Origin of the sequence: Mesorhizobium sp. M1312 (assembly GCF_040318115.1) — a bacterium.
Lineage (GTDB): Bacteria > Pseudomonadota > Alphaproteobacteria > Rhizobiales > Rhizobiaceae > Mesorhizobium.
Map to the genome: position 1 here is coordinate 16,770 of NZ_JAMYLQ010000005.1, position 20,464 is coordinate 37,233.

Annotated in this window: 17 protein-coding genes and 4 pseudogenes; 16 read left to right on the forward strand and 5 right to left on the reverse strand. The window is 61.7% G+C overall.

Annotated features, from left to right (window positions below):
* The first annotated feature begins 1 nt into the window (after position 1).
* From exbB to NKH36_RS08480, 13 genes and pseudogenes are all read left to right on the forward strand, one after another.
* Positions 2–917, forward strand: a pseudogene (gene exbB / locus NKH36_RS08420) (tonB-system energizer ExbB).
* A 15-nt stretch (positions 918–932) separates the two neighbouring features.
* Positions 933–1,391 carry a TonB system transport protein ExbD gene (gene exbD, locus NKH36_RS08425; protein WP_352961090.1) on the forward strand — a complete coding sequence of 153 codons (459 nt, stop codon included), beginning with the start codon at positions 933–935 and terminating at the stop codon, positions 1,389–1,391.
* On the forward strand, positions 1,391–2,368 hold the full coding sequence (locus NKH36_RS08430; RefSeq protein ID WP_352961092.1) for a TonB family protein: 978 nt from the start codon (positions 1,391–1,393) through the stop codon (positions 2,366–2,368). The genes exbD and NKH36_RS08430 overlap by 1 nt, the downstream gene beginning before the upstream one ends.
* 145 nt (positions 2,369–2,513) lie before the next feature.
* Entirely contained in the window at positions 2,514–2,846 is a 333-nt protein-coding gene (locus tag NKH36_RS08435) for an ArsR/SmtB family transcription factor (protein WP_352961094.1), read from the forward strand.
* Positions 2,847–2,860: 14 nt separating this feature from the next.
* Positions 2,861–3,550 carry an aquaporin gene (locus tag NKH36_RS08440; RefSeq protein ID WP_352961096.1) on the forward strand — a complete coding sequence of 230 codons (690 nt, stop codon included), beginning with the start codon at positions 2,861–2,863 and terminating at the stop codon, positions 3,548–3,550.
* Positions 3,547–3,966, forward strand: a complete 420-nt coding sequence (gene arsC / locus NKH36_RS08445; RefSeq protein WP_352961098.1) for an arsenate reductase (glutaredoxin) — start codon at positions 3,547–3,549, stop codon at positions 3,964–3,966. Before NKH36_RS08440 ends, arsC begins: the two co-directional genes overlap by 4 nt.
* A 73-nt stretch (positions 3,967–4,039) precedes the next feature.
* Positions 4,040–4,360 (forward strand): ArsR/SmtB family transcription factor, encoded by a 321-nt coding sequence (locus NKH36_RS08450; RefSeq protein WP_352961100.1) that lies wholly within the window; start codon positions 4,040–4,042, stop codon positions 4,358–4,360.
* A gap of 50 nt (positions 4,361–4,410) precedes the next feature.
* A pseudogene (locus tag NKH36_RS08455) lies at positions 4,411–5,815 on the forward strand (NAD(P)-binding protein).
* A complete protein-coding gene (arsK, locus tag NKH36_RS08460; protein ID WP_352961102.1) occupies positions 5,812–7,044 on the forward strand; it encodes an arsenite efflux MFS transporter ArsK in 1,233 nt (410 codons plus the stop codon). The pseudogene NKH36_RS08455 and the gene arsK overlap by 4 nt, the downstream one beginning before the upstream one ends.
* A 105-nt stretch (positions 7,045–7,149) precedes the next feature.
* On the forward strand, positions 7,150–8,649 hold the full coding sequence (locus NKH36_RS08465) for a helicase HerA domain-containing protein (RefSeq protein ID WP_352961104.1): 1,500 nt from the start codon (positions 7,150–7,152) through the stop codon (positions 8,647–8,649).
* Between the two features lie 312 nt (positions 8,650–8,961).
* Positions 8,962–10,086 (forward strand): D-alanyl-D-alanine-carboxypeptidase/endopeptidase AmpH, encoded by a 1,125-nt coding sequence (ampH, locus tag NKH36_RS08470; protein ID WP_352961106.1) that lies wholly within the window; start codon positions 8,962–8,964, stop codon positions 10,084–10,086.
* Between the two features lie 450 nt (positions 10,087–10,536).
* Positions 10,537–11,529: a HamA C-terminal domain-containing protein gene (locus tag NKH36_RS08475; protein WP_352961108.1), complete on the forward strand. Its 993-nt coding sequence runs from the start codon at positions 10,537–10,539 to the stop codon at positions 11,527–11,529.
* Entirely contained in the window at positions 11,526–14,057 is a 2,532-nt protein-coding gene (locus NKH36_RS08480; protein WP_352961110.1) for a DEAD/DEAH box helicase, read from the forward strand. Before NKH36_RS08475 ends, NKH36_RS08480 begins: the two co-directional genes overlap by 4 nt.
* 221 nt (positions 14,058–14,278) lie before the next feature.
* Here the strand turns inward: NKH36_RS08480 and NKH36_RS08485 are convergent, their stop codons facing one another.
* From NKH36_RS08485 to NKH36_RS08500, 4 genes and pseudogenes are all read right to left on the reverse strand, one after another.
* A complete protein-coding gene (locus tag NKH36_RS08485) occupies positions 14,279–15,124 on the reverse strand; it encodes a helix-turn-helix domain-containing protein (RefSeq protein ID WP_352961112.1) in 846 nt (281 codons plus the stop codon).
* A gap of 4 nt (positions 15,125–15,128) precedes the next feature.
* Entirely contained in the window at positions 15,129–15,719 is a 591-nt protein-coding gene (locus NKH36_RS08490) for a ComF family protein (protein ID WP_352961114.1), read from the reverse strand.
* 217 nt (positions 15,720–15,936) lie between these two features.
* Positions 15,937–16,163 (reverse strand): annotated as a pseudogene (locus tag NKH36_RS08495) (ABC transporter permease); the annotation flags it as partial.
* A gap of 52 nt (positions 16,164–16,215) precedes the next feature.
* Entirely contained in the window at positions 16,216–16,977 is a 762-nt protein-coding gene (locus tag NKH36_RS08500) for an alpha/beta hydrolase (RefSeq protein WP_352961116.1), read from the reverse strand.
* Between the two features lie 143 nt (positions 16,978–17,120).
* Between NKH36_RS08500 and NKH36_RS08505 the strand changes: the two genes are divergently transcribed.
* Complete coding sequence (locus tag NKH36_RS08505) at positions 17,121–17,579, forward strand: MarR family winged helix-turn-helix transcriptional regulator (RefSeq protein WP_352961118.1); 459 nt, start codon at positions 17,121–17,123, stop codon at positions 17,577–17,579.
* A gap of 95 nt (positions 17,580–17,674) precedes the next feature.
* On the opposite strand, the pseudogene NKH36_RS08510 reads toward NKH36_RS08505, so the two are convergent.
* Positions 17,675–17,968 (reverse strand): annotated as a pseudogene (locus NKH36_RS08510) (ABC transporter permease); the annotation flags it as partial.
* 333 nt (positions 17,969–18,301) lie between these two features.
* Between NKH36_RS08510 and NKH36_RS08515 the strand changes: the two are divergent.
* Together NKH36_RS08515 and NKH36_RS08520 are read left to right on the forward strand one after the other, a co-directional pair.
* The gene (locus tag NKH36_RS08515; protein ID WP_352961120.1) at positions 18,302–18,850 is read left to right on the forward strand and encodes a sugar dehydrogenase complex small subunit; all 549 of its coding nucleotides are present in this window, start codon (positions 18,302–18,304) and stop codon (positions 18,848–18,850) included.
* Positions 18,847–20,460 (forward strand): GMC family oxidoreductase, encoded by a 1,614-nt coding sequence (locus NKH36_RS08520; RefSeq protein WP_352961122.1) that lies wholly within the window; start codon positions 18,847–18,849, stop codon positions 20,458–20,460. The genes NKH36_RS08515 and NKH36_RS08520 overlap by 4 nt, the downstream gene beginning before the upstream one ends.
* Positions 20,461–20,464: the final 4 nt, after the last annotated feature.

Here is a 20,464-nt window from a genome sequence, read left to right on the forward strand (position 1 = left end):
CTTGTCCAGACATGGTTTGTTCGCGGCGTTGATCGCATCCGTCATCCTGTCGGCTAGCGGCACGGCCGCCCAGGAGCAACCGGACGCGGCTCCGGCGATCGAGGCGCCCGCTCCCGCGCCCGGTCGCGCCACCAGCCACGCAGCCCGGCGTGACCACGCCCACCCAGACCACGCCTATCGAGACTGGTCCTTCGACGGCGACGTCCCTGACCCTGCCGCATGATCTGTCGCCATGGGGCATGTTCATGGCGGCCGACATCGTCGTGAAAGCGGTAATGATCGGGCTGGCTTTTGCGTCCTTCGTCACCTGGACGATGTGGCTGGCCAAATCGCTGGAGATCCTTGGCGGCAAGCTGCGCGCCCGCCGCGCGGCACAAGCGATCGGCTATGCCGCGACGCTGAACCAAGCCGGCCGCGCGCTTGGCCACAATGGCGGTCCTGGCGCCCTGCTGGTGCGGGCGGCGGAGGAAGAGACCGCGCTTTCGGCCGGCTCGCTCGACCATGTGTCCGGCGACGGGCTGAAGGAGCGGGTCACCTCGCGTCTGTTGCGCATCGAGGCGGCGGCGGCGCGGCGCATGTCGCGCGGCACCGGCGTGCTGGCGACGATCGGCTCGACCGCGCCGTTTGTCGGCCTTTTCGGCACGGTCTGGGGCATCATGAACGCCTTCATCGGCATCTCGCAGGCGCAGACCACCAATCTCGCCGTCGTCGCGCCGGGCATCGCGGAAGCTTTGCTGGCCACCGCGATGGGCCTTGTCGCGGCGATCCCGGCGGTGGTCATCTACAACGTCTTCGCGCGATCGATAGCCGGCTACAGGCAGATTCTCGCCGACGCGTCGGCAGGGGTCGAACGGCTGGTCAGTCGGGATCTGGATTTCCGCACGGTCGCGCCGGCAAAGCAGATGGCCGCGGAATGAACACGGAGCGACGCCATGGCGGCTAGAATTCGAGAGAACATCGACGGCGATCTCGAGGAGAACCACGAGATCAACGTCACGCCGTTCATCGACGTTATCCTGGTTCTGCTGATCATTTTCATGGTCGCGGCGCCGCTGGCGACGGTGGACGTCAATGTCGACCTGCCGGGCTCGACTGCAACGCCGGCTCCCCGGCCTGAGACGCCGCTGTTCCTGACCCTGAAAAACGATCTCAGCCTGGCGGTCGGCAACGATACCGTGCCGCGCGACGCCTTCGCCGCCACGCTCGTCGGCAGGACAAAAGGCGACAGGCAGACGCGCATCTTCCTGCGCGCCGACAAGGCGGTCGGCTATGGCGAACTTATGGAGGTGATGAACCTTTTGCGGGGCGCCGGTTATCTGAAGATCGCGCTGGTCGGCCTCGAGACCGCGCCCGGCGATGCCGCGGCGCCGCAAGTCGGGACGGGCAAGTAATGTCGCCGGCCGCCGCCCTGCCGATGGCCGATCAGCGGCGTTTCGGCGTGCGCGAGATTGCCTGGTGGGCGGGCGCGGCTGCACTGGTTCTGGTGGCGCATGCCGCGATCGGCTATGCGATGCAGAGCTGGCGCCCGGCCGAGCCCGATGGCGGGCCGCCGCAGGCGCAGGTGATCGAGCTGTCGCCGATGGCGTTCACGCCGGCCGAGCCGGCCCCGCTGCCGCATGAGATAGCGCCCGATCAGCCGGATCCGGCCGAGGAGCCTGACGTAACCGAAACGGAGCCTCCGCCCGAACCGCCCGTCGAGCGGGCAGAGCCGGTCACCGAGCCGTCGGAAGCCGCCCCGGCCGACACAGTCGAGCCCACCCCGCCAACCGTGGCGGAACGGGTCGACCAGCCGCCGCTCGAGGAGGTCGTGCCTGATATTGCCGAGGCCGTCACGCCGGAAGTGGTCATTCCGCTGCCGCAGCCGAAACCGGTCGACGCACCCGTCGAGGCCAAGACAAAGAAGCAGGCAAAGACTGAGGCAAAGGAGCCGGCTGAGGTCAAGACCAAGAAGCCGGTCAGAGAGGCCAGACAGCGTCCGAAAAAGGAGAAAGCCGCACCGCCGCGGACGACGGCCAGTCTCGCTGCGAAACCCGCAGCCAAGGCGGCCGCACCGAAATCGGCCAAAGCATCGGCTTCGAGATCCGGTGTGAGCGCGTCCAAGTGGAACTCGCAGCTGCATGCGTGGATCAGGCGACACACGCGTTATCCAAGGGGCGCAAAGGCCCGGCGCGAGGAAGGTAGTCCACGAGTGACCTTTACCGTCGACGGATCCGGCCGCGTTCTATCCGCCCGGCTGGCTCGTTCCTCCGGCTATCCGGATCTCGATCGCGCGGCGCTCGACGCCTTACAGGGTGCCAAAGTGCCAGCGCCGCCGCCGGAAAAAGCGGGTACATCTGTTGCGGCGCCTTTCACATTCAAGCTGGACTAGCTCGTTCGGTATCAACTGGCCCGTCTTGGCCGACAGTCGGATACGAACCGTTGCAGCCGCATCCAGCGACGATTTTCGACCATCCATCGTCATTTGTCTGTCATATGTCGGCCATATACATCCATAATTCCGGATTCTGGGATGCATGGATAAGAACACCGCCCTTCTCGCACTGGCAGCGCTTGGCCAGGACACCAGGCTCGAGGTGTTTCGCCTGCTGGTGCGGGCGGGCGCAGATGGTGTTCCTGCCGGCGAGATCGCCTCGCGCCTGGGTACGGTGCAGAACACCATGTCGGCGCATCTGAAGGTTCTCGACCATGCCGGCCTCGTCCGCGCCGAGCGTGACGGCCGGACGATCCGCTACGTCGCCGACATGACCGGTTTTCGCGATCTGCTTGCCTATCTCATGGAGGATTGCTGCAACGGCGCGCCGGAGCTCTGCCGGCCTGTCATCCACGCGGTGACTTGCAAATGTTAGAGATGGGCACACCCATGGCGGCTGACCTGTCCCGTCGCATTGTCGCGGAAGCGCTCGGCACGGCGATGCTCGTCGCGACGGTCGTCGGGTCCGGCATCATGGCCGACCGGCTGACGGATGATGTGGGTCTGTCCCTGCTCGGCAATACGCTGCCGACTGGAGCGATCCTGGTGGTGCTGATCACCATACTCGGACCAATTTCCGGGGCGCATTTCAATCCGGCGGTGACGCTGGTTTTTGCCCTCAGGCGCGAAATCGACGCAATTGCAGCTTTGGCCTATGTCATCGCCCAGATTGTCGGCGGCGTCGCCGGAACGCTGCTGGCGCACGCCATGTTCGAACTGCCGATTCTGCAAATCTCGCAAACCGTGCGGACCGGAAACGGACAATGGATTGCGGAGTTGGTGGCCGCCTTCGGCCTGGTCTTCACCATTCTTGCCGGTCTTCGCTTCCGTTCGGATGCCATCCCCTGGCTGGTCGGGCTCTACATCACCGCGGCCTATTGGTTCACAGCCTCGACCTCGTTTGCCAATCCGGCCGTCGCCATCGCGCGGGCGGTTTCCAACACGTTCGCGGGCATCCGGCCGATAGATCTGCCGGCGTTCATCGTCGCCGAGCTGCTGGGCGCGCTGCTTGCCATGGCCTTGGCAGGGTGGCTGCTCGCTGACCCCAAAGCAATCAGACCGATGAGAGCCGCGAAATGACCATCACCATCTACCACAACCCCGACTGCGGCACCTCGCGCAACACGCTCGCCATCATCCGGCAGTTCGGCGAAGAGCCTGATGTGATCGAGTATCTGAAAAACCCGCCGTCGCGCGAACGGCTGGTCGAGCTGATCAAGGCGATGGGGATGACGCCGCGCGAATTGCTGCGCCAGAAGGGCACGCCTTACGCCGAGCTCAATCTCGGCGATCCCAAATGGACTGACGACGAGATCCTCGATTTCATGCTGGCGCATCCGATCCTGATCAACCGGCCGATCGTGGTGACGCCGCTCGGCACCATGCTTGCACGGCCGTCCGAAGCGGTTCTCGACATCCTGCCCAATCCGGATATCGGTCCGTTCACCAAGGAAGACGGCGAAGTGGTCGTCGATGCATCGGGGCGGCGCGTCTGACGCCTATCTGATATTTCTGGAATTTTGGAAATAGCGCTTGACGACCCCCGGCGGCGGGAGCTAGCTTATTTCCATGAAACTCGAACAAGCAGCAAAACAGCTCGAGGCGCTCGGCAATCCGACGCGGTTGAATCTTTATCGCACCCTGGTGAGGGCAGGCGAAACCGGGCGACCGGTCGGTTATCTGCAGGAAAGCCTCGGCATCGCGGCGTCGACCCTGTCGCATCATCTCCACCGGCTTATCCTGACCGGCCTGGTGACCCAGGAGCGCCAGGCAACGACGCTGATTTGCCGTGCCAATTATCCGGTGATGAGCGATCTCCTCGGTTTTCTTGCCGACGAATGTTGTGCCGATGCCGCATGCGGCCCGGCTGTCGGGGAGGCGGCTGCGTAACTCTTTTTTGACCGATATTTCTGTAATCCTAGAAACATAGAAGGTGTGTCATGGTTCCCAACAGCAATCTCCCGGTTGCCATCATCGGCGCCGGACCTGTCGGCCTGGCCGCGGCCGCCCAGCTCGTCAGCCGCGGCCTTCCGGTCAAAGTTTACGAGGCCGGTTCCGCGGTCGGCTCGAACCTTCTGGATTGGGGCCATGTGCGGGTTTTCACGCCGTGGCGCTATTGTGTCGATGCGGTTGCCCGAAACCTTCTGGAGAGCCGCATTTCCTATGGCCGATGAAATCGTCGGCCAGTATCTTGCGCCGCTCGCAAAGCTCCCCGGATTGGCGCCGTCGACCGAGACCAGTGCCCGTGTTGTCGCCATTTCCCGCTGGGGGGCCGACAAGGTTCTGAGCAAGGCGCGGGAGACGCGGCCGTTCATGCTTCTGGTCGAAACGGCCGGGGGCATGCGCCGGGACAGCGCTCGTGCCGTCGTCGATGCGTCCGGCACCTGGCAGACGCCGAACCCGCTCGGCGCGGGCGGCATACCGGCCGAAGGCGAGAGGGAATTTGGCGACCGCATCGCCTACGGCATCCCGGATGTCCTCGGCCGTGATCGTCATGTCTATGCAGGCCGCACGACATTGGTGGTTGGCGCCGGCCATTCCGCCGCCAATGCCTTGCTGGAATTGGCAGAGCTCGCGCAAACCGAACCGGGCACCTCGGCACTATGGGTGACGCGCAGCACCGACCTTGTCCGCATCTATGGCGGCGGCGATGCCGACGCCCTGCCGGCGCGGGGCGAGCTTGGTTCCGATGTGCGGGAACTCGCCGAAAGCGGCCGCGTGCGGCTGGTGACTGGCTTTGCCACGGTTGCCATTCGCGAGGTCGACGGCCGCCTCGTTGTCGAAGGCCAGACAAAGGACGGGTTGCGCACACTCGGCCCCGTCGACCGGATCATCGCCGCGACGGGGCAGCGCCCCGATCTCGCCTTGACCCGGGAGCTTCGGCTGGACCTCGATCCTTGGCTCGAAGGCGTCAAGGCACTCGGGCCGCTCATCGATCCCAACGAGCACTCATGCGGCGACGTGCCGCCGCATGGTCATCGCGAGCTCAGCCACCCAGAGCCCGATTTCTACACCGTCGGCGTCAAAAGCTATGGCCGCGCGCCGACGTTCCTGCTGCTGACCGGCTATGAGCAGGTCCGCTCGGTCGCCGCGGCGCTCGCCGGCGACATGGCGGCGGCCGATGCCGTGCAGCTGGTGCTGCCCGAGACCGGCGTCTGCACGGTGCCGGCGTCAATTTCAGGCACGTCGTCTCAGGGTTGCTGCGGCGGACCAGCGCCGGCTGCTGTCGATGCCTGTGTCGACGACGCCAGGGCTAAAGCGAGCGGCAAGTCTGGGTGCGGCTGCGGCAGCACGCAAGCGATCGCAGCAGTGCGCGGCGGCGATCTCAAGATCGCCGCTCAATGAGCGACCGGAAAATCCCGGCTGCTGCGCTCTGGGCGTTGGGGCTGACGCAGATCATCGGCTACGGCACGCTCTACTACAGCTTCAGCATCCTGGTGCCGTCCATTGCGGTCGAGTTCGCCTGGCCGGAGCAATGGGTTTTCGGCGCCTTGTCGGCGTCGCTGCTGGCGGGTGGGCTGTTTGCCCCGACAGCCGGGCGCTGGGCCGATCGTTTCGGCGCCGGCCGGGTGATGACCGTTGGTTCGGCTGCCGCCGCGGCAGCGCTTGTCGCCTGCGCGGCAGCACCCGGTCGGGTGACCTTCGTGCTGGCCCTGATAGCGATGGAGCTTGCGTCCGCCTTCGTGCTCTACAGCGCCGCTTTCGTCGCGATCGTCCAGATCGGCGGCGCCAGGGCGCAGCGCAGCATCACCCATCTGACGCTGATCGCCGGCTTCGCTTCCACCCTGTTCTGGCCGCTGACGGCGGCACTTCACGAACACCTGACCTGGCGCGAGGTCTATTTGGTGTTTGCCGGCATCAATGTCGCCGTCTGCCTGCCCATCCATGCCTGGCTGGCGCGGCTATCGCGTCGGGCGGACAAAAACGCTTCGGCGGAACCTTCGGCCATCGGGCCGGCGAGCGGTGCCTTCACGCCACGCGACCGCAGCAGAGTGTTTCTGCTCATGCTTGGCGGCTTCGCGATCGAGGGCTTCGTGCTGTCCTCGATCCTCGTTCACATGGTGCCGCTGACGACGGCGCTCGGGCTTGGCTCGGCCGGGCTCGTCGTAACCACGCTTTTCGGGCCGTCCCAGGTGGCGAGCCGACTGATCAACATGCTGTTCGGCGGCCGGCTGGCGCAGACCTGGCTCGCGGTGATCGGCGCGACCTTGCTGCCGCTCGGCCTTGTCGTCCTGCTGGCGACGACACCGTCGGTGGCCGGAGCCATCGCTTTCGTCATCCTGTTTGGATTGGGCTCGGGCCTCGCCAGCATCGTCGGCGGCACGCTGCCCCTGGAACTGTTCGGGCGGGAGCGCTACGGCGCCCGGCTCGGCTGGGTGACGGCCGCACGTCAGTTTTCTTCGGCACTTGCGCCGTTTGCCCTTGCCATGGCGATGGCAGGCATGGGCGTCCAACCGTCGCTCTGGCTGACCGCTGCGGCCGGCATGCTCGGCATACTGGCCTTCTCGGCAATCATCCTGATCAAGCGGCAGCATCTCACGCAGGATCCCGTGATGCTTACCTCGGCGAACTGACGCCGCGCGCAGCGACCAGCTGTGCGCAACAGCGAGCGGCCGGCCATGCGCGCTCGACGGGCTGTGATGCGGTTGATAAGCCCTCTCCTCAAGGAGAGCCGAGATATGACCGTTGCGATCGAGATGGGCCACACGACCGCAGGCGCCCCGGCGGTGCTGGATCTTGAGGAACTGCTGGCGACCCGCCTTTTGGTGCAGGGCAATTCCGGCTCCGGCAAATCCCACCTGCTGCGCCGGCTGCTGGAGCAGAGTGCGCCCTGGGTGCAGCAGACCATCATCGATCCCGAAGGCGACTTCGTCTCGCTGGGCGACCGTTTCGGCCACCTCGTCATCGATGCCGAGGAGCATACTGAGCGCGGCTTGCAGAGTGCCGGCGAGCGCGCGCGCATCCATCGCGTCTCCACGGTGCTCAATCTCGAGGGGCTCGACGCCGAGAACCAGATCCGGCGCGCCGCCGCCTTCCTTGGCGGGCTGTTCGAGGTCGCCCGCGACCACTGGTACCCGATGCTGGTGGTGGTGGATGAGGCGCAACTGTTCGCGCCGGCAGTGGCGGGCGAGGTTTCGGACGAGGCGCGCAAGCTCTCGCTCGGCGCCATGACCAATTTGATGTGCCGTGGCCGCAAACGCGGGCTGGCCGGGATCATCGCCACCCAGCGGCTGGCCAAGCTCGCCAAGAACGTCGCCGCCGAGGCTTCCAATTTCCTCATGGGCCGGACTTTCCTCGATATCGACATGGCGCGCGCCGCCGACCTTCTCGGCATGGAGCGGCGGCAGGCCGAGGCGTTTCGCGACCTGGAGCGCGGGCAATTCATGGCGCTGGGCCCGGCGCTGTCGCGCCGTCCGCTCGGCTTGCGCATCGGCCCGACCGATACAAGCCCACGCAACGGCACCCCGCGGCTGATGCCGCTGCCGGAAGCAGCGCTGGCGGATGCCCGCGCGATCATCCTGGCAGCGCCGCCGCCGGAAACCGTCCGGCCGCAGCGCCGGTCGTCGCCGGACCTGCTCGATCAGCTGATGGCGGCAAAGTCGGCGGCGCTGGAAATCCGCAGCGAAGCGGCGGCGCCGCCGATCAGCGCCGAGGATTTGGCGGAGCGGCGTGAGCGGGTCGACCGGGTTTTGCGCGCCGTGCTGGCGCAGCCCGATGCGGGGTTCCGTGTCATCGGTGTGCTCTATCAGGAATTCGTGGTCCGCTGCCGCATAGAGGGCCTGGCGTCAGTCGTGCCGGATCTGCCCGCCTTCCGTCGCATGCTGACGCGCGCCCGCGCCGGCCTCGGCTCCGACATGGCAGGGGATGACGCGTGGCAGGACGTCTCGGCGCGCGCCTCGCTGCTGCCCGAGGATATGCAGGGCGTGTTCATGATGATCGCCCGCGCGGCGAAGGAGGGCTGGCCCTGCCCGAGCGACGCGACGATTGCCCGCGCCTATGGCTCGCACTCGCTGCGCCGCGCCCGGCGCCTGCTGACCTATATCGAGGAGCAGGGCCTCATCGTCTGCCAGCTTGACGGTCTCGGCCGGCGGGTCGTGACGCTCGTCGAACTGGCCTGGGCAACGGCACCGGGCGACCCCAATGCCGAGGAGGCGGAGCAGGGGAGCTTGGCTGTGTGAGGCGGCGGCCGAGCGCGCAAGGGGAACGCCACGCATCAAGGCGATGTATGGCCAAGCGGCAGGTACAGCGGCGAGTTTTTTAGAGATCAGCCCCGATCAACTGACGAAGGACAAGAAATACGGCAGGACTGTAGCGCAAATAGCCGCCGAAACTACGCCACCGCCGCCGATTACCCCTTCGGTTCGTTCTGTTGACATCTCCTGCTTCTGGAGAGATGGTTAGATACTACGCGGCGGCCCTTTTTCCGAAGATTTTATTCTGCAGCTTTATCAAAGGAGTTGGCAATGCGTTTGTCTCGATCGCGCCGACTTATGGCCATCGCTTTGACGGCAATCGCAGCCGTTCCCTCTTATGGACATGCCGAGGACAAGCTGCTGACGGAAGCGGTGCAGTTCAACGGTACGATCCTGTATCTCTCCACCGAGGTGCCTAGCCTGATCTTCGGCGCCGTGCGCAACGGCGAGACGGCCTTGGGCGGTTTCGGCAAGATTGCCGACGGGAGCGAGAAAGTGCCCGACGGCGACACAATGTTCCGTATCGCGTCCGTGAGCAAAGTGTTCTGCGGCAGTGTGCTTTCCTCGCTGACGATCGACGGCAAGGTACAGCTTACTGACCGGCTGCAGGATCGCCTTGGCTGGGACGTTACGCTCCCTGAGAAGGATGGCCGCGCCCTCCGCCTGATCGATCTCGTCGCGCAAGCTTCCGGCCTTCCGCGGGAGGTGCCAGTGGCCGAGGCGCCTCCCTCCGACCCCTTCTCTACGAACACCAAGGAGGCGCAGATTGCCGCCCTCGAGGACAATCCGCTGCTGTTCGCGCCGGGCACCGCCGTTCTCTATTCGAACTTCGGATACGACCTCCTCGGAGCGGCGCTCGCGAATGTCTCGGGAAAGCCCTATGCCGAGGTCCTGCGGGAGCGTGTCCTCGATCCCCTCGGCATGAAAGACACGGTTTTCAACCCAAGACCGGCGGACGAGCCGCGCCTGATGCAGGGCCATAACTTCGACGGCAGCGCCATGCCCATCGTGCCGACGAGCACAGCCATGGAGTGCGCCGGTGGATTGTACTCGACCGCGAATGACCTGCTGCGCTGGATGAACTGGCATGTCGACAACAAGCCTTCCGCGGCCGACGCCGAGTTGCGGCTTTTGAACCACGCGGCTTTTTTGTACCGGGACGGGCTCGCGTCGGCGGTGGGGCTGGATGACGGCGGCCCGATGGACGCCATGGGCCTCGGATGGGTCATCATGCTCCCCAACGAGCATCGCCCGCTCATCCTCCAGAAGAGCGGCGGCCTGCAAGGGATGTTTCTCTATGTTGCGATTGCACCGACACGCGGCGTCGGCGCTTTCTTCGTCATGAACGAATTCAATGCCGCCGGCTTCATGGCTGGGGTCAAGACGACGAACGATCTCGTCGCAGAGATCGCTCCACGCTGATTTTCGCGCTGACCGGGGAGCGTGCGCGATGATTAACGCTGTGGAGGGGCCTGACGGACGGCATGTTTCGTGGCAAGGCAAGCGCGACATCGGGCGATCCTAATCGAGGAGGCGGAGCAGGTGACGGGGGGACAGTGCGCGCACCATTAAAATGCGACTCAGAAGCCGAACGGCAACAGTAGACCGCAGGTACGGCGGCGAAGTTTTTTCGCGCCATAGCCTGATCTTCGCGCCGCTTAAGAAACCAGACAGCCGTTAGGCGCTACCGCTTATTGCGGCTTATGCCCGACTTACGCTCGGACCGGCAAAGCTATTTTGCAAAACCTGTGTGGTCGTCGGCAACATAACCTGCTCTTGACCCTGTGTGGCATTAATCTGCCTTCGCCCACTTGCATTTGCAGTTAACAAAGCCCCAACCTACGTGAATCATTAAATCGATTGCAGGACAACGTGGCGCCAAGCAAGAATGCAGAGTATGAGGCGTTGGATTTGGAGGTCGCTCTTGCAGGTCTGCGGCGTGATTACTCGAAATTAATGCCGCGCCTTCGGGCACTCGAACACACCGTCAAATGCGAGTGCGAAGGTGTGGTGTTGCGGCTACATTTTCCTGCGTTCCGGCAGGGAAAAGCTACTATCCATGAACTCATAGATGCTGTCGTTCACTATCTGACATCCTTCGCGCTGCCGCGATCCGACGTTAAGGTCGTCGACGACCTCTACGGCAAAGTTAGCGTGGACCATTTCAAGCTCAAAATCTCGCAGCTTTCGGAATCCGCAAAGGCGCTCTTCAAACGCGCCAATGAAGCGACCAACCGCAATGGCGAAGCCGGCGAACTGCTCTTGTACCTACTGACTGAGTGGATTTTGGACGCGCCTCAACTGGTTGCGAAAATGTCCCTAAAGACCAACCGGGAGATGCCCATCCATGGTTCGGATGGTATCCATGTGCGCTATTCGGCCGAGCAATCGCGACTACTCTTGTATTGGGGCGAGTCCAAACTTTATTCCGACATCGGCGACGCGATAGCCGCAGCAATTTCATCGATTACAGAAGCGTTGGAGCCGGCTAAGATGCAGCACGAGATTGAACTTGTGCAACGGAATATTGACTTTTCTGGTCTCGATGGCGCAAGCAAATCGGCCATCCTCAAATACCTTGATCCTTACGATGACGCTTACAACGAACGCTATGACGTGACGACCTGTCTGCTTGGTTTCAATTTTGATGCCTTTCACGCACTGGCGTCAACTCAGCCCGAGAAGGCTGACGCGGAGTTCGCAAAACTCGCAGAAGCGAAGCTGAAGGAGTTGGCACCCAAGCTGGCAAAGGCCATCGAGGCGGCGAATCTCGTTAACCGTCCCATCGAAATTTTCTTCTTTCCTGTGCCTTCGGTCCAAGAATTGCGCGATCTGTTTCAAGCCAAGATTGGCTGGAAGTCATGACCCTGGAGCTGATCGAGAAGGTCTGGGGTAACGTGAACTTTCACGAGGCATCGCGCCGCATCGAACTAGCATGGCTGCGCAGGGAACTCGGCGCTGAGGGGATCGCCGTCACCGCAGAGGAAGCGAGCAAGCTCATTCGCGCCGCTGCGATTCTCGCGTGCTCGAGCGACCAGCGGCACCGCAAGGCAGCATTCCGCGCGGCGACCTGCACGTATGAACTTTTTGGCGCATCGACACTCCCGCTGGACCAAGCGCTTCGTGTTGTCCTCGCGCGGCTTGGGAATTTTCCGTCGTTCAGCACGCGGTCGGAAGTTGCCGAGGCTCAAGCGTTACTGCCACTGGTTCTAGCCACCGAAGAGATTGCCTCAGCAGACGGGCGCGAAATCGCGGTCAATCAGCAGACGATCTATCTAACTGATTTTCAGCACGACCTATGGACCAGTCTTGTAGCCAGAAAACCCATTGCGCTGGCCGCACCCACGTCGGCCGGAAAGTCCTATGTCCTACAAAATTACCTGTCGTCGCTCTTCGCTGTCGACCGGCCTCATTCCGTTGTGTATCTCGTACCTACACGTGCACTCATCGGCCAGGTGGCAGAGGATCTCGCCGCTCAATTCCAAGGTTTCGCTGGCCACGTTCCGGATATCGTCACGATTCCGATTGACGCGGAAACGGCGCTTCCAACTCGAGCGATTTACATCATGACACAGGAGCGCATTCAACTTGCGCTTGCGGCTCATCCGGATTTCAATACGCATGTGGTGGTGGTCGATGAAGCACACTCGATCGCCGATGGAGCTCGCGGTGTTCTTCTTCAGTGGGTCATTGACGACTTGCTCTCACGCAATCCTGAGACTCAGATACTTTTTGCTAGCCCCAGCATCCGAAACCTTGGTGTCTTCGCTCGACTGTTCGGCCTGCCGAACGTGGTCGAGTTCACGTCGGTCGAACCAACCGTCGCGCAGAATTTTCTTACTTTAAAAATAGACTCTGTGACTAAGGGCCGAATAGTTATCCATACCGTTGGCGACGGGTCTGCAGCACCTGTCGAAGTGACCAGCCTCCAGCTAGGTCAGACTATTGCGAGCCGCGTGGAGAAGCTGGTGCACGTTGCCGCTCGGCTTGGACTCGGCCAATCGAATATCGTTTACGCGAATGGCGCCGCAGAGGCAGAGAAGATCGCGATTCAGCTGGCGGACCTCTTCTCTAATCGGGAGCCTACCGAGGAACAGCTAGCTTTGGCCGAACTTGCCAAAGAGGCGGTTCACCCGAATTATGTCCTTGTGGAATGCGTCAAACGGGGCATCGCTTTCCACTATTCGAACATTCCGACCCAACTTCGCCGAGCCGTTGAAGCGGCTGTTTCTGCCGGTCATGTTGACTATCTCGTATGCACCAGTACTCTTCTTCAAGGCGTCAATCTGCCTGCGAAAAACATTTTTATGTACGCGCCCGAGAAGGGACGCACCAACGCTCTTGAATCCACCGATTTTTGGAACCTCTCCGGCCGCGCCGGTCGGTTGCGGCGCGAATTCCAAGGCAATATCTTTCTGATCGACTACGCCAACTGGAAGAAGAAACCTTTGGATAGCCCAAAGGATTCCATCGTCGTCCCAGCGATTGAGACCAGCGTGAGGGAGCATGAGGCACAGCTCGTCACTGTCATTATTGATCAGGCAGCAGCGGGTCGGAGAGATCAGCCCGATCTTGAGACAGCCTTCGGTCGCCTCTATTCAGACCACAAGCGCGGCGAACTATCCACCACGCTTGCACGGATTGGAATTGCTGCAGACGGTCCTGAGTCCCAGGTCTTATCAGCCGCACTCGTCACCGCCGACGCCATGGTATCCATTCCGGCCGAGATATTGCGCCGCACCCCCAACATTTCGGCGCACAAACAGCAGCGTCTCTTTGGCCGCCTCGAGGTGACTATTGGCCGGGGGGTCGATGCAGCGCAGACCCTCATTCCGCGACACCCGCGTGAAAGCGAAGCTTTCCAGTCATACGCGAATATATTGGAACTGTGCCATGAGATCATTTTAGGGATCGATACATCGAAAGCCTTACATCGTTTTCATGCTCTTATGGCGCTGAAATGGATGCGAGGATTGTCCCTCCCGCAGATCATCGACGAACAAATCAAACGTGACCCCAGGAAGGCTCAGCAGACCATCATTCGCAATACGCTCGATCTGATCGAGACCGAAATTCGGTTTCAAGCGGTTCGCTTGTTTGGCTGTTACAGCGCTCTTCTAGTATATGCGCTCGACAGTGCGGGGATGATCGACCTCGTATCGAGCATACCGTCACTTCCTCTCTATTTAGAGGTCGGAGCATCCGACAAGACAATGATCAGCTTTATCGCGCTCGGGCTATCACGCGTCACCGCGATGAAGCTCAACGAGCTTTCTGCGAGGAAGGACCTCGACGTCGCAGCGGCCCTTCAATGGTTAAGGACCCGACCACCTGGCAGCCTTGGGCTCTCGCCGCTTCTGTTGGCTGAAGTTAACACGATCATTGCCGCATGAAACCCATCGCTCCGATGATCGGAAGCGATTGCCAGAAATACCGGTCCGTCCGTCTCGGCGCGAAGGTGTCGCCAAGGCGATGCCGACCAAGGAAATCGAGCCGAAGTGGTTGTCTGCGCAGCCACATCTAAACCGCAGGTGCGGCGAAGCCGTTTTGCGCCAGGAGTAGTCTTTTTGTCGCCAAGCGGCCTCCCCTTCGCTATTTCAGCGGCAGGAATGGTTCATGCTGCCACGCGCACTTCGATGTGCAGGCCAGCTGCTTCCACCATGTTAACAAGCGAATCGAGACCAAACACTCCGGTCTTGTGAAGCAAGAGGTCGGAAATGCGCTGTGGCGTAACACCAAGTCTGCGTGCAGCCTCTGTTTGCGTCCATCCCTGCGCCTGTACATGTCTTTCGATGGCTTGCATCAAAGTAGACCGCAGTTTCATGTTTGCGGGGTGCGCTGGATCTGCGTCTTCCACTGCAGCCGTGTGGGCCACACTAGGCCTTTGCTTGGATTTATTTCCTTTAATCGGCAAAGAGAATTGCTGTTGTGAGATGGCCGCGATTTTCGAGGAAAGCCCAATTTTTTCCTCGGCCTTTGCACGAGCATGGTCCGACATAAACGAAAGCAAATGACTCAAACCATCAGCGTCAGCTACGGTAAGGAATTCCTTGTTTTTGTTTACGAAAACAACAGACTTCTTCTCTTCCTTAATTAATTCAATAACATTGCTCAGCGTTCCAGTGCTCTTACAATCCCAAATCATGAGACCGTAATTGCTAGCATGGGCCATTTCTAAATCTTTTGCGGTATAGAACGCCCTACTGCCGGGCGATGCTTTTGGATAAACATTGCTAACGGGCCAGTCGGCGAGATTGTTGCGTGGGCGATCGCCACTGCAATAAACTTTCACTCGTTTGGCTCCGTATCGAAGAAGGCATTCTTGGATAGAGGAATCTGCGCCGTCAGCATCACCGACGACAATGTCTAGATCGGAATCGACGATTTTTTCGATGCGCGCTTTGACCTTCTCATGAAGCCTGCTGATAGCGATCGATCCTGCAATGAATACAGTGGTCATGGGGTCACTTCCACGTAACGGCGGCAGCATAGATGTGGACGATTTTGGGATAGGTCCGAAGAGCCTGACACACCGCATCCATAGTTGCACCAGTGTCAAATAAGTCGTCGAGCAGCAAAGCGTTCCAACGACCCTCGTTTGTTATGCTGGGATTTATAGAGAACCGTCCTTCCAGGGCCGCGTTCTTTTCCTCCCTCGAATTCATATTCTTGAGCTGTGGGCTTCCCTCTGGCGCGTCGCCCTTTACAACGATGCTGTTGAAGACAGGGATATTCGTGAGTCTCCCGAGCTCGTTAGCGATTGCATCGACAGGCTGGCGGGGCCGGACGGTCGATGCAGGCATAGGAATGATCATCCCAACATTCTGGAAAAGCGGCAGCAACGAGGTTTGGACTTGCGCAGCGATCGGGCCGACCTGCGACCAATCATTGCGATACTTGAGCTTAAAGAGGGCTTCGCCTGGTTCGGACCTCGTGGTATCGAACTGGGGATGCCCGTATGCGTCATCGCCCAAATACACACTCGAAAGAGTGTGTTTATGCAGCGCGTACCCCGAATTCCAGCTTCCGTTTAGCTGCTTCAACTGAACTTGCATACGCCGTCCATCCTTTACCCTGCTCAGCCAGGGAGGCCCGGCGACGGTTCAAGGTATACAAAATATTCTCGCCAACAAGGTTGTTGCAAAACTCGCAAGTTTCGCAACGGAGGTGGCGCCACTGAAAATTCCCTGAGGTCAAAATTCGCAGCCTAAGCCGGCACTCCGCAACAGTTTGGAGCCGAATCGGGTCACAAGCAGCAGCTCGCGTCCGCCCCTACCGATCCTCAACAATCCTCAAATGCGCCGCCGTCACGAAAAGCACGATCAGCCCAAAGAAAATCCGCCTTGCACCCTCGGGCATTTGCGGATGGTCAGCAGCGTCGTCAGCACGGTGAGGATCAGGGCGCCGATGATGGTGCCGGTGTAGCCGCCGCGGCCGCCGAAAATCGAGGTTCCGCCGATCACGGCGGCTGCCACCGAAGGCAGCACGAGCGGCTCTTTTGAATTAGTTCCCGAAGCGCCGATAGGCGCTTCGGGGTCGACGTAGTCTCATTCACTTGCTTGTCGCAGCTTGCTCGATGAGTGCAGCGACAGCCTCGGGCTTTGATACATAGACGGCATGGCTGCCGGCGGTTTCTGTGACGGTTGATTTGGCACGCCCGGCCATCATGCGCTGTGCCGCCGGCGGGATCATTCGGTCTTCAGACGCAACCAGGTAGTAGCTCGGCTTGGACTTCCATGCCGGATCGGTGACTGCGCCGGTCAGCGCTTCGACGCCCCACGGAACCTGCGAATCGGCCATGAACGATGCCACATCGGCGTCTACATCTGCGGCGAACGAGGCAGCGAACTTGTCCTTGGCGAGGAAGAGGAAACCATCCACGGGCGGCAGGATCGGAGGCACAGGCGCGCCAGCAGGCGGATTGGCGATCAGCGAGGAGACGGACTCGCCCTTGTCCGGTGCGAACGCGGCAATGTAGACGACAGCCTTCACCTTCTCGTCCGTTCCGGCTTCGCTGACGACGACGCCACCATAGGAATGGCCGACGAGAACGACAGGACCGTCCTGTCCGGCAATCGCGCGCCTGGTCACGGCCACATCGTCAGCCAGCGAGGTCGTCGGATTCTGAACGATGGTGACGTTGTAACCGTCCTTCTTCAGGATGTTGTAGACGCCTTGCCAGCCCGAACCATCGACGAAGCCGCCGTGGACGAGAACGACGTTCTTTACGCCGGCCGGCTGTGCGGCGGCGGGTGTGAGTGCGGTTGCCGCCATTGCGAGTGTCGTAGCGGCGGCTATGAGGGTCTTGATCATATCGGCATCTCCTTGTTTGTCACGATAATCATTATCGCGATAAGTAAGGTTTACAAGTGCGCAATCGCCTTGTAAAGCAATTTCTTTATCGCGATATCATTTTTTGTGATAATGGACCTCCGCGCCACGAAATGGAGATTACAATGGCCAACGACCCCGTGCTACCGCTGGATGGCCAGCTTTGCTTTTCGATCTATTCCGCCTCGATCGCCATTCAGCGTGTCTACAAGCCGATGCTGGACGAGCTTGGCGTCACCTATACCCAGTACCTGGTATTGAGCGCCCTTTGGGAGCGCGACGGGCTAACGATCGGCGCTGTCGCGGACAGACTGGCGCTGGAGCCAAGCACGATCACGCCCGCCGTAAAGCGCCTCGAAGCTGCGGGCTTTGTTGCTCGCCAGCGCAGCACGACAGATGAGCGGCAGGTGCAGGTCCATCTCAGTGAAAAGGGCGCTAACCTTCACGCCAAGACAGGCTGCCTGACGGCCGCCCTACTGCTCCATTCGGGCTTCACGGTGCCCGAAATGATCGAGCTAAACCGTAAAGTGCAGTTGCTGCGCGACGGTATGAGACACGCTGCCGGCCCAACCCCTGTCGCGTAGCCCTTCGCTACTGTGTCTGCTTTCGCCGGTAGCGGTCCTACTGGCGGCGAAGCCGGCTGTCCCCTTCGGGTCACAAGCAGCAGCTCGCGCCACCCCTACCGATCCTCAATAATGCGCAAATAAGCCGCCGTCACGAACAGCACGATCAGCCCGAACAGTATCCGCCGCGCGCCTTCGGGCATCTGCAGGATGATCAGCAGCGTCGTCAGCACGGTGAGGATGAGGGCGCCGATGATCGTGCCGGTATAGCCGCCGCGGCCGCCGAAGATCGAGGTTCCGCCGATCACCGCGGCTGCCACCGAAGGCAGCACCAGCGGCTCGGCCAGCGACAGCGACGGCGCCTTGATCAGGCGGATATAGAGCAGGCCGGTGATGCCGGCGAGCACGCTGAGATGACGTAAAGCAGGCGGTCAAAGCCGGAGAGGTTCAAGGTGAAGACGCGTTTTGGTCGAGAACTGACCGGCTGCATTTGGGATGCTGTGTCGAGAAGCTGCCATTCCGCCGCCGCCTCAGGCGACCAGAACAGCACCGACCGCACCCGCATGGATAGGTCGCCGCGTGCAAGGTCAGGCCCAAGCGGCGCCTTTGATCTCAAATGTGGAGCTCTCTGGCTCGACTGTTCTGAGCTTGAAAGGGTCGGATTGACCAAGCTCAGATTGAGCCGTAGCTTCAGATAAGCGTGCGGCCTCGTTGTTCAGCAGAGGCTCGCCTTGAGGGTACCGATGGCTGGCAGTGACGATGCGCGTCTGCCCAAGCAGGTAGGTGAGCCGGCGGCACGTCATTCTGCGCCGGCAACAGTGCGGCGACGCGAGCTTCTCATTGCCGTCTCGACGCTCGCCGCATTCTTCGGATTGCCCGCCGCGGCCCGTAGCCAGGTCGCCTTGAGCAGCGCGATCGACCCCAGCGCGTTTCGCGAATTGACAGGCATACTGACGGGCATGTCGCCGAGCGACGCCACGCTGCCGGAATTGTTCCTGCAGGCATTCTCCGCTGACGCCGCCGATCTCGGAAAACTGCATGCGATCGTGACGGAACAGCCCGAGACAGAATGGGACAGCGCGATTGCGTCGGCGGGGCTGAAACCGCTGTCGGAATCGCTCATCCAAGCCTGGTATACGGGTAGCGTCATGCACGGCTCGGAAGAACGCGTCCTTACCTATCTCGATGCATTCGTCTGGCATGCCTGCGGTTACACCAAGCCGCCGACGCGATGCGACACGAATTTTGGCGCGTGGGCGAACGCACCGCCGCCAGGACGGTTTTCCGAATGACCGCGCCGGCGTCCGCCGATGTCGTGTTTGTCGGTTCAGGCGTAGCCGCGGCGCTTGCCGGCGCGGCTATCGCGAAAGCAGGCTTCAGCGTGCTGTTCCTCGAGGCGGGACCGCGCGTCGATCGCGGCACCGCTGTGACACGATTCCAGTACTCGTCCGCGAAGGGCCAGAACTCGCCTTACCCCGACCAGCCCTATGCGCCGCAGCCGGAAGAATCCGACTTCTCCGCCTACTATGTCGAGGCTGGGCCGGACACCTTTAGGGGACAGCAGGCGAGGATCGTCGGCGGCACCACGTGGCACTGGGGCGGGCTCGCCGCGCGGTTCCGGCCAAACGATTTCAAGATGCACTCGAAGTTCGGCGTCGGCGTCGATTGGCCAATCGCCTATGGCGACATGGAGCCGTGGTATCAGGCCGCCGAGGAAGAGATCGGCGTCGCGGGCGACGACACCGCCGATTTCGGCGCGCCGCGCTCAAAGTCGTTTCCGATGCCACCGATCCCCATGACCTATGCCGACAAGCAGGTCGGCATCGCTGCCAAGGCGCTCGGCTACTCGGTGTTGCCATTTCCACAGGCGCGCAATTCGGTGTGGCGCGATGGCCGCCCGCAATGCTGCGGCAATGCGAGCTGCGTGCCGATCTGCCCCATCCAGGCGAAGTACGACGCGACGCATCATCTCGCCATCGCGGAGCGCGCCAGCGCGCATGTCGAGCCGCAGGCCGTGGTGCACGAGCTAGTCGTCGGTCCGGACAAACGCATTGCCGAAGTGCGTTACCGTCGCCCGGATCGCAGCGAGGGCAGCGCGATCGGAAAAATTGTGGTCATCGCGGCGCATACCATTGAGACGCCAAAGCTGCTACTGCTTTCGACGGGAGACAATGCGCCGACGGGCGTGGCGAACAGTTCCGACCAGGTCGGCCGCAATCTGCTGTCGCAGATCGATGTCGGCATTCAGGGACTGACCAGGGATCCCGTGTTCACCTATCGCGGACCGGTCTCGACCGGCGGCATTGCCGAGCTTCGGGACGGCGATTTCCGCAACGAGCGTGCGGCCATCGGCATCTCGCCTTCCAATGAGGGCTGGGCGCGGGCGGTCGGTCCGTTCCAGGCTGCGAGGACCTTCATCAAACAGGGCCTGCGCGGCGATGCGCTGAAGGCGGCAGTCCGTTCGCACGTCGCGCGGGAGCTGATCATTGGCAGCTCTGCCGAAATGCTTGCCAATCCGGACAATCGCGTGACGCTGAGCGAGCAGATGGACGGGATCGGCATTCCGCGGCCGAACATCGCCTTCAAGTCTGACGACTACACGGCGCGCGGGCTGGCGGTCGCGCGCGATGTGCAGAACAAGCTCATGGCTGCACTCGGCGCCACGCAGATCAAGCAGCTCGGCCCGATCGCCGACAGCGCGATCATGGGCGGTACGACACGTATGGGAGATGACCCGCTCACCTCGGTCGTCGACAGGGACCTGAAGAGCCACGACCATCCAAACCTCTACATCGTCGGCTCGTCCGTCTTCCCGTCCATCACGGCGAATGCGCCCACGCTCACCATTGCGGCGCTCAGTGCGCGCCTCGGCGCGCATCTCATCTCCGTGCTGAAGGCGTAAATGT

What these genes read in the sequence shown, in the direction of transcription:
- NKH36_RS08490 (WP_352961114.1), bottom strand. Translation starts at nt 15,719, where the DNA reads ATGCAAGTTCAGTTGAAGCAGCTAAACGGAAGCTGGAATTCGGGGTAC.
- exbD (WP_352961090.1), top strand. Translation starts at nt 933, where the DNA reads ATGGCGGCTAGAATTCGAGAGAACATCGACGGCGATCTCGAGGAGAAC.
- NKH36_RS08520 (WP_352961122.1), top strand. Translation starts at nt 18,847, where the DNA reads ATGACCGCGCCGGCGTCCGCCGATGTCGTGTTTGTCGGTTCAGGCGTA.
- NKH36_RS08500 (WP_352961116.1), bottom strand. Translation starts at nt 16,977, where the DNA reads ATGATCAAGACCCTCATAGCCGCCGCTACGACACTCGCAATGGCGGCA.
- NKH36_RS08465 (WP_352961104.1), top strand. Translation starts at nt 7,150, where the DNA reads ATGACCGTTGCGATCGAGATGGGCCACACGACCGCAGGCGCCCCGGCG.
- NKH36_RS08505 (WP_352961118.1), top strand. Translation starts at nt 17,121, where the DNA reads ATGGCCAACGACCCCGTGCTACCGCTGGATGGCCAGCTTTGCTTTTCG.
- arsK (WP_352961102.1), top strand. Translation starts at nt 5,812, where the DNA reads ATGAGCGACCGGAAAATCCCGGCTGCTGCGCTCTGGGCGTTGGGGCTG.
- NKH36_RS08480 (WP_352961110.1), top strand. Translation starts at nt 11,526, where the DNA reads ATGACCCTGGAGCTGATCGAGAAGGTCTGGGGTAACGTGAACTTTCAC.
- NKH36_RS08430 (WP_352961092.1), top strand. Translation starts at nt 1,391, where the DNA reads ATGTCGCCGGCCGCCGCCCTGCCGATGGCCGATCAGCGGCGTTTCGGC.
- NKH36_RS08450 (WP_352961100.1), top strand. Translation starts at nt 4,040, where the DNA reads ATGAAACTCGAACAAGCAGCAAAACAGCTCGAGGCGCTCGGCAATCCG.
- ampH (WP_352961106.1), top strand. Translation starts at nt 8,962, where the DNA reads ATGGCCATCGCTTTGACGGCAATCGCAGCCGTTCCCTCTTATGGACAT.
- NKH36_RS08435 (WP_352961094.1), top strand. Translation starts at nt 2,514, where the DNA reads ATGGATAAGAACACCGCCCTTCTCGCACTGGCAGCGCTTGGCCAGGAC.
- NKH36_RS08485 (WP_352961112.1), bottom strand. Translation starts at nt 15,124, where the DNA reads ATGACCACTGTATTCATTGCAGGATCGATCGCTATCAGCAGGCTTCAT.
- NKH36_RS08440 (WP_352961096.1), top strand. Translation starts at nt 2,861, where the DNA reads ATGGCGGCTGACCTGTCCCGTCGCATTGTCGCGGAAGCGCTCGGCACG.
- arsC (WP_352961098.1), top strand. Translation starts at nt 3,547, where the DNA reads ATGACCATCACCATCTACCACAACCCCGACTGCGGCACCTCGCGCAAC.
- NKH36_RS08515 (WP_352961120.1), top strand. Translation starts at nt 18,302, where the DNA reads ATGGCTGGCAGTGACGATGCGCGTCTGCCCAAGCAGGTAGGTGAGCCG.